The 7,246-nt window shown below is 52.6% G+C and carries 8 protein-coding genes and 1 pseudogene; 3 read left to right on the top strand and 6 right to left on the bottom strand.

Features of this window, described 5'->3' with window-relative positions; translation table 11 throughout:
- Positions 1-77: 77 nt before the first annotated feature.
- Positions 78-317, top strand: a pseudogene (locus GF617_RS16425) (DUF2251 domain-containing protein); the annotation flags it as partial.
- 264 nt (positions 318-581) lie between these two features.
- Positions 582-1,064, top strand: coding sequence for a glutathione peroxidase (locus GF617_RS16420; RefSeq protein WP_181619745.1), 483 nt, complete (start codon positions 582-584; stop codon positions 1,062-1,064).
- A 322-nt stretch (positions 1,065-1,386) separates the two neighbouring features.
- Here the strand turns inward: GF617_RS16420 and GF617_RS16415 are convergent, their stop codons facing one another.
- Together GF617_RS16415 and GF617_RS16410 are read right to left on the bottom strand one after the other, a co-directional pair.
- Entirely contained in the window at positions 1,387-1,734 is a 348-nt protein-coding gene (locus tag GF617_RS16415) for a hypothetical protein (RefSeq protein ID WP_203452107.1), read from the bottom strand.
- A 276-nt stretch (positions 1,735-2,010) separates the two neighbouring features.
- Positions 2,011-2,775: a class I SAM-dependent methyltransferase gene (locus GF617_RS16410; RefSeq protein WP_203452106.1), complete on the bottom strand. Its 765-nt coding sequence runs from the start codon at positions 2,773-2,775 to the stop codon at positions 2,011-2,013.
- A gap of 272 nt (positions 2,776-3,047) precedes the next feature.
- Between GF617_RS16410 and GF617_RS16405 the strand changes: the two genes are divergently transcribed.
- Positions 3,048-3,671 carry a TetR/AcrR family transcriptional regulator gene (locus GF617_RS16405; protein WP_203452105.1) on the top strand — a complete coding sequence of 208 codons (624 nt, stop codon included), beginning with the start codon at positions 3,048-3,050 and terminating at the stop codon, positions 3,669-3,671.
- A gap of 61 nt (positions 3,672-3,732) precedes the next feature.
- On the opposite strand, the gene GF617_RS16400 is transcribed toward GF617_RS16405, so the two are convergent.
- Genes GF617_RS16400 through GF617_RS16385 form a run of 4 tightly spaced genes read right to left on the bottom strand, consistent with a single transcriptional unit; the run spans position 3,733 to position 7,205 of the window.
- On the bottom strand, positions 3,733-4,338 hold the full coding sequence (locus tag GF617_RS16400; protein WP_181619749.1) for a membrane integrity-associated transporter subunit PqiC: 606 nt from the start codon (positions 4,336-4,338) through the stop codon (positions 3,733-3,735).
- Positions 4,335-5,969, bottom strand: coding sequence for an intermembrane transport protein PqiB (locus GF617_RS16395; protein ID WP_203452104.1), 1,635 nt, complete (start codon positions 5,967-5,969; stop codon positions 4,335-4,337). Before GF617_RS16395 ends, GF617_RS16400 begins: the two co-directional genes overlap by 4 nt.
- A complete protein-coding gene (locus GF617_RS16390; protein WP_375290501.1) occupies positions 5,966-6,589 on the bottom strand; it encodes a paraquat-inducible protein A in 624 nt (207 codons plus the stop codon). The genes GF617_RS16395 and GF617_RS16390 overlap by 4 nt, the downstream gene beginning before the upstream one ends.
- On the bottom strand, positions 6,579-7,205 hold the full coding sequence (locus GF617_RS16385) for a paraquat-inducible protein A (RefSeq protein WP_203452102.1): 627 nt from the start codon (positions 7,203-7,205) through the stop codon (positions 6,579-6,581). The genes GF617_RS16390 and GF617_RS16385 overlap by 11 nt, the downstream gene beginning before the upstream one ends.
- Between the last annotated feature and the right edge of the window lie 41 nt (positions 7,206-7,246).

The following is a 7,246-nucleotide window of genomic DNA, read 5'->3' as shown; positions in this document are numbered from 1 at the left end:
GTGGCGGTCTTAGTCCGGAACAATTTGAAAACCAGAACCTCGCTTAGGGTTGTGTCCATATTACGCGGGTAGGATCAGCAGTACATATCTACAATGCCGAGGATATTTCAGATGGGCACATTCCTTCTGACGTTAAAATCGGCTGGTCAGAAGACAGTCAGAGGTGCGTGCTCCTTATCAACGGGTATCCGCATGGAGCATTCGATTTCGTGGGGAAAAATGGGTACTGCAGGAGCGGATTTCCTCCCCCGATAAACAAGGTATGGTCTGTGTCTGGCCATGAGTGGAGCGATTCGGTGGATGACTTTTTCCGGTGAGTTAACGTGTGCTTAACGCCTGCCGTTATTCTCTATCTATATTGATAATGTCACTCTGAAGAGGGCGGACGATTTCCTGGACTCTCAGGAGATAGACTATGTATTCCGAATGCCCGATTCTACGGTGAGTTCAACCGATGGATGCAACACACTTATTGAACCGCTCTACCAGACTCATGCCATCCCTCACGACGCGATCCCCGGCATCAACGCGCTACGTGGCAATGTCGGCATTGAACGGTTTCTACTCTCAGGAGCTCTGATATGACCACCTTCTATCAATTTACTGCCACCAGCCTGCGCGGCCAGACCATATCAATGACTGACTATGCAGGCAAGCTGGTTCTGGTGGTGAATACTGCCAGCCATTGCGGCTTCACGCCACAATATGCTGGCCTTGAAGCACTCTATAAGAAATATGCTGTCCAGGGGCTTGTGGTGCTGGGTTTCCCCTGCAACCAGTTTGGTAAGCAGGAACCCGGCGGTGCTGAGGAAATCGGGCTGACCTGTCACGTCAACTACGGTGTGAGCTTCCCCATGTTCGAGAAAGTGGAGGTCAATGGCGTCGCCGCGCACCCGATGTTTCGTTACCTGAAAAACGAGTTGCCCGGCGTTCTGGGCGGACGGATCAAGTGGAATTTCACGAAGTTCCTGATCGGTCGCGACGGTACACCACTCATGCGTTTTGCGCCGTTCACGACTCCGGAGAAAATAGAAGCCTCCATCCTTGCTGCACTCAAGATCTGAGTGTCCCTGTTATTCGACACATTTACTTTTCGCACACGTTCACCAAACGGTTAGTATTCGTGCAAGATTCATGTTCGCTCTATGCCAGAAGTCTGGCTATGTTCCTCCCAAACCGTTTTTGATGTTACCTGAGGCGAACGGCCTTCACCGTCATTGTAAAAAAGGAATCTCCTGTGTCTGAGATTAAATATGAACTGAGGCGTGGAAGCGACGTACTACGTGATGGCATGTATCTGGAGTTATCTATAGGTGAAACATCGCCTTTACAACAAGTTGCAGAGGTCTTCTACTCTGACATTACACACGAATTCTTTCTGACTTGTTACGAAGAGAACATTCCTCTGGCGCAAATTGAAAAATTGATTTCGGCGGCAAGAAAGTCTCTCCCACCACTCGAACCAGAACAATAATAAGTATACATATCGCGAAATGCCTTATCCTGCTTGATTACCATTCCCCTGAGCAAAGAGGCTTTTTCGTTATTCCATTCATCAACGATACCCTGGCACGCCTTATAAACATCATTAACGATTTTCTCAGCAGGAACCGTCGAGTCAATATAGGGAATGGTATGTTTGTTTAGGCATACGGCGATTGGCGGGCCATAATCATGATCTTCGGCATGTAGGGTGATAGCAATAAGTAGTGTAAACAACGTTAAAAATCTCAATTCTATTTTTCCTGCTAAACGATGTTCCGGAAAACTCTTGTCCTCGGTGTAATTGCCGACTTGTACAATAGATCTTTAGCTGAGGCTGATTTAGTGAGCCTGTGCTGAGTGCTCAGGGCTTCCCTGAAAATGGGCCGAGAAAGCCGGTTTATCGAATTTTTTTGAGTGGACAACGTCTCCAACGTAGCGATTTCCAGCGTTTGAAAAAACGCTGGCTTAAATGAATGCGGGACGTTTTTTTACACGCGCCTCTCGCGACAACCCAGCCCCTGAGCGCTATTTTTGCGAACAGCAAGCGATGTAGTTCAGTTGATGACGGTTACGGCGGAAGAATCTGAACATGCCCAGGAAGCGCGTTCGGTTCTCATGGGTGCGTAACCCGTTAAACAGGATTTTCGCCGTTCGCACCAGCCCTTCGTCGCGAATCAGCCCCTGAGGTGACATAAGCGACATCGCCCCGTGTTGGGTAGTGACTGACCGGAAACCCCTCGCGATAAACAGTGCTTTCCACGCAGACTCCGCCATAGGGCTGACATTGGATTTCACAATCTCTGCCAGTTGCGTCTGCCTGCCCGTCTCCAGCCGCTCGTTGGTAAACATGATGTCATGCGTCAGCAGACGGCCGCCGGGTTTGAGCACGCGATAGTACTCATCGATCAACCGGGTCTTGGCCTTATCCACGTACATGGTCAGCATCGCTTCGTTAATGACAACGTCGAAGGCATCGTCGGCGAAGGGTAGCGATGTGGCGTTCGCTTCCAGTACCTGAATTTTATCCTGCAGACCGGCTGCAGCAACGTTTTGCCGCGTCTTGTTCAGCGCATTGTTGTCCATATCAACGGCGTATATCGTGCAGCCAAAACGCTGCGCCAGTTCGATAGAAGTGGTTCCCATATTGCAGGCGACCTCCAACACGATGCTGTCCGCCGAGAGATTCGACTGATTGAACAGCCACTCGGTTGCATCAACGCCGCCAGGCCGCAAACGGGTCTTCCCCAGGCTGGCTAAGAAGGTATGTCCGGCTTTCTCACTTGCGTTCATGATTGCGTCCCCAACTATAAGTTGCATTTATAATGAAACTTATCACATGGAGTAATGAATGAGAATTATTTTCATCAACAGACAATTGCATGATGATCCTGACTCCGTTTTTCAGACTGCTCTGGCTGCCAGTAATCCCCTTTTATAAGCGAGCATTCCTCTCTTCCCGATACCCATTACGCGATCCCCATCCAGGCATTCAAGGCGTATACATGGCATAATAATGTGAGTACTGTACGGTGTAGTTATTTTTTGATCAGTAAGGGTTCAACATGAAGGTACTGACGCAAGCGCGCCGCCAGAGGATCGTAGCTGCCGCCGCTGAGGTGTTTCTGGAGATTGGGTACGAGCGTGCCTCAATGGATGAAGTGGCCAGACGTGCGGGTGGATCCAAGGCCACGCTGTATAAATACTTCTCTTCAAAAGAGGCGTTGTTTGAAACGGTTGTGCGCAATTACAGCGCCAGGTTTCTCACCGAAGCCGCGAGCGGGCTCACGCAACCCGACAACCAGCGTCTCTCCCTGGAGCAAAGGCTCGTCCGCTTTGGTGAAGATATGCTCCGGGTGGTGGCAGGGGATAACCAGGCACTTCAGATCTATCGCGTTGTGCTGGGTGAAGCCGGTCATTCCGATATCGGACAACGGTTTCTGGAATCCGGTATCCGGCAAAGTATGGAAGCGCTGGCTCAGGAAATGAAAGCGGCGATGGAACGGGGGGAACTGGCAGCATCGGACCCAATGCTTCGCGCCATCCAGTTTACGTCCCTGATCAAGGCAGAAACCGAGGTGTTATTTTTCTTGCGAGATATGCCTGATTTCTCTCAGGAAAAAATCAGCGAGATGGTCACAAATGGTGTGCGTCTCTTTCTGGACGGCGCAGTTAAAAAGCCTGAATAACACGTCCCTGCCCTGTTACCGGGCGCGTTCCATCGAACCCGGTTTTTGGCGCTGACCGAAACTAATCGCGACGACATACAGCCGTACCCGTTGCCATCCAGTGAGTCGCCGTCTGTCCAATCTGACGAGCCAGCCGTTCAATCACACTCTGCCAGGCAGCAAACATGTCCGTCGGATCGCCGGAGAGAGGTTGCGACAGGTGGCTTTCGCACACCAGCCGACGATTCCCTGACTCTCGTTGAGTGGATAAGCTCCAGCTAGCATCCAGAGTAACGGCATTACCCGGCCAGCTATCAAAACGCCGAACCTGCAATAGGATGCGCACCACCGGTTTGTTGTTATCCCTCGCCAACCCGGCCACATCCACGGTATTGAGTTGCTGCGTCATTCTGAGGGACAGCGCCGCCTGCACCTCATCCCCCAACGGACTTAACCAGCGTTCGTTGTCCAGAACAACCACACCGTTGTCGCTTTGGCGAACCACAATCTGTGGCATATCCAGTTGAGCAGGAACACCAACGGGCAACAGATCGATCACAAAATCGGACGGCGTGACAACACGGGATACGGGGTCGGTATTGACCAGCGTGTGGTAACGCACCTGGGGAGATGAACAACCGGCCAGCCCGCACGCGACACCGATGACGAGACAGAAAACAGTTTTCACGGCTGCTCTCCTTCCTTGAGTGAATGAGGAACATTGAGCACCACATCGTCAGTGCGGCCCTGCAATAATGATTCCGGATGGCGATCCAACTGATTTGTCAGGCTGCGCACGGCCCGTAGCGTTCGGGTGGCCTCCTGCAAAGAGTGCAGGAGATGAATGACCAGAGAGGAATCTTCCGCCAGCAGCTTTTGCGCGTCTTGTGTCGTTTGCTGCGCCTGTTGCATCAGGTGGTTGGCAGCAGGCAGAGACTGATTGTTCACCATTCTCAGCGTTTTATTCAGTTCAACCAGCGCGGTGTTCATGTTGTTCCCGATCTCATCCAGCGGCATTTTGTTTATTTTCCGGGCGATACCTGTGAGCTGATCCTGAAGGATGGTCAGCCCGCCATTCACGGTGGGTAGCTCAACCGGGCGTTTTGCCGCATCAAAATTCACTTCTGGCGCATCCGGGACAAAATCGAGCGAGATATAAAGTTGCCCCGTCAGCAAACTACTGGCCGCAGCCTTTGCCCGCAGGCCATGCGCGATCATTTCACGGGTGAAAATAACCGTATTAAGGTCAGTGTCGCCTGTTGGTTTAGGGAGTTTCTCAAGCACATTGCCCATCCGGGAGGGATAAACATCAATATCCACAATGGTCGGAAAGCGATATCCCTCGGGGTTATAGTCGAGTTCAACCGAGGCAACATGTCCGATCCGCACACTGGAAAACTCAACCGGTGCGCCAACGTTCAGGCCATGCAAGGGATGTTCAAAACGTAACTGAAATCGCACCGGTGGGCCATCTGCTGGAGCCATTGCCGTTTCCTGATCCGGCGCCAGCTTGTAACGGGTTCGCTTATAGAGCCCTCCCTGGGTTGGGTTATCCAGTCTGGAGAATGCGATCCCTCCCGCCATGATGGCAGCAACGGTCTGGGTTTTAAGCTGAAAGCCATCGCTTCCGACGGAAAGATCCACCCCACTCACGTTCCAGAATCGTGAATCGGCAGTAACCAGGCGGTCATAAGGAGCATCAATAAAGATGTTGAGATCGATCCCCCTGCCGTCTTTACGCAGCTGATAAGACGTAATCCGCCCGACCGGGATACGCCGATAGTAAACCGGGGAGTTAATATCCAGCGATCCAAGGTCATCCGCTTCAAGCTTAAACTGGCTCCCCGCCATACCGTTGACGATAGCCGGCGGGATTTCCAGACCAGTGAAACGGTATTGGCTTTCATCAGACTGCCCTCTGTCCACGCCGATGTAAGCCCCGGATAACAGCGTATCAATGCCGCTGACTCCGCTCATTCCGACACGCGGCCGGACCACCCAAAATCGGGTATCGGCGCGCGTCAGATTTTGCGCATCTCTGCCGAGTGCGACCCGCACCAGCACCTGAGTGTTATCGGGACTGAGGGTGATCGCCTTCACTAGTCCGACGGTGACATCTTTGTATTTAACCGCCGTTTTTCCGGCTTCGAGACCGGCTGCACTGCGAAACGCAATAACCACTTCCGGACCGACGGATAAGCGCGCCTGAATCACCATCGACACCGCAACAATAAATGCGACAACAGGAAGCAACCAGATAAAGGCGTTACGCCAGCGCCCACGGTAAAAAAGAGGAATACCCGAAACAGGACGCTTCATTGCTTGTCTTCCCATAATGTTTTTGGTTCAAAACTCAACGCACAGAGCATGGTCAAAATAACCACCAGGCCGAAATACAGGATCCCTGACCGGGGTTCGGCCTCACTCAGCGCATGAAAACGGAGCAGGCCACATACCACGGCCACCACCACCACATCCAGCATCGACCAACAGCCAATCCACTCCGTTATCCTGTAAAGCCTGGCGCGCTCACATCTGGCCCAGACGCTCTTACGGGCACGAGAGATCAACAAGAGACTCAGTGACAAAAATTTCAGGCAGGGAACAATCACGCTGGCAATGAAGATGATCGTCGCGATGCCCCACGAACCGCTTCGCCAGAAGGCGACAACGCCGGAAAGGATGGTGCTTTCACTGCCATAGCCGAGAAATGACGTGTGCATCGCCGGGAAAATATTGGCGGGGACATACAGGATCATCGAGGTTAAAAGCAGCGCCCAGCTTAAATGCGAATGCTCTGGCTGGCAGTGAGGCAGTACCGTCTGGCAGCGAGGACATTTTCTGCGAACACCAGGCGTCGCTTCATCGGCACACACCAGACCACACAGTGGACAGCGGCACACCTGCACCTGACGGGCAAAGGGGGGATTAATTATCACAGCCCTTCTCCTCGCTCGGGAGCAGATCCCACAGTGAACGCAGATCATGGCTGTTAATCACAACCACTAACACGCAGGAGACCGCCAGCGCCCAACCGCCAGATCCTACGGATACGTCCAGCAGCGACGAGAGTTTTACCCCCGCCACAAGAAAACCCAGCACACCGACTTCCACCATACTCCAGGGATGCAGCCATCTGAGCGCTTTCATGCTGAAGATAAACGCAGGTGCTGGACGCCCAAAACGCGCAAAAATCAGCAGCCAGGCTGTCAGTGCGATCTGTAAGAATGGCGCGATAACCAGAAGAAACACGGTACAGAGTGCCATAAGGGGATTACCGTCTCCGGAAGCCAGCGCCCAGGCCGCATTCCACAGCGTGGTGTCATTCGTCATCCCATGAAATCCGACGGAGATAACCGGAAAAATACAGGCCAGGAACAGGGTAATGGCCGCCGTCAACATCAGAGGCAATACATGACCAGGTACACGCCGCTGACCACGCCATAGAACGGCGTAACATCGCTGGCAACGTGCGGTTTCACCCGACGCACAGGGCAATGTCTGGTAAACACTGTCGCAATGCGGGCAGATCGTCAGATGCGGGAATGTTTTCATAGCTGGGGTTCGCCAGAACGAAACTCATGAGGAAAATCACA

It is taken from the genome of Lelliottia sp. RWM.1, from assembly GCF_016859735.1.
Taxonomy (GTDB): domain Bacteria; phylum Pseudomonadota; class Gammaproteobacteria; order Enterobacterales; family Enterobacteriaceae; genus Enterobacter.
The sequence above is the reverse complement of the archived record's forward strand: the minus strand, read 5'-3'. Positions and strand labels throughout refer to the sequence as shown.

Bases quoted from the DNA above. Each gene is read 5' to 3' on its own strand.
- GF617_RS16385 (WP_203452102.1), bottom strand. From the start codon at position 7,205: ATGAAAACATTCCCGCATCTGACGATCTGCCCGCATTGCGACAGTGTT.
- GF617_RS16395 (WP_203452104.1), bottom strand. From the start codon at position 5,969: ATGAAGCGTCCTGTTTCGGGTATTCCTCTTTTTTACCGTGGGCGCTGG.
- GF617_RS16410 (WP_203452106.1), bottom strand. From the start codon at position 2,775: ATGAACGCAAGTGAGAAAGCCGGACATACCTTCTTAGCCAGCCTGGGG.
- GF617_RS16420 (WP_181619745.1), top strand. From the start codon at position 582: ATGACCACCTTCTATCAATTTACTGCCACCAGCCTGCGCGGCCAGACC.
- GF617_RS16405 (WP_203452105.1), top strand. From the start codon at position 3,048: ATGAAGGTACTGACGCAAGCGCGCCGCCAGAGGATCGTAGCTGCCGCC.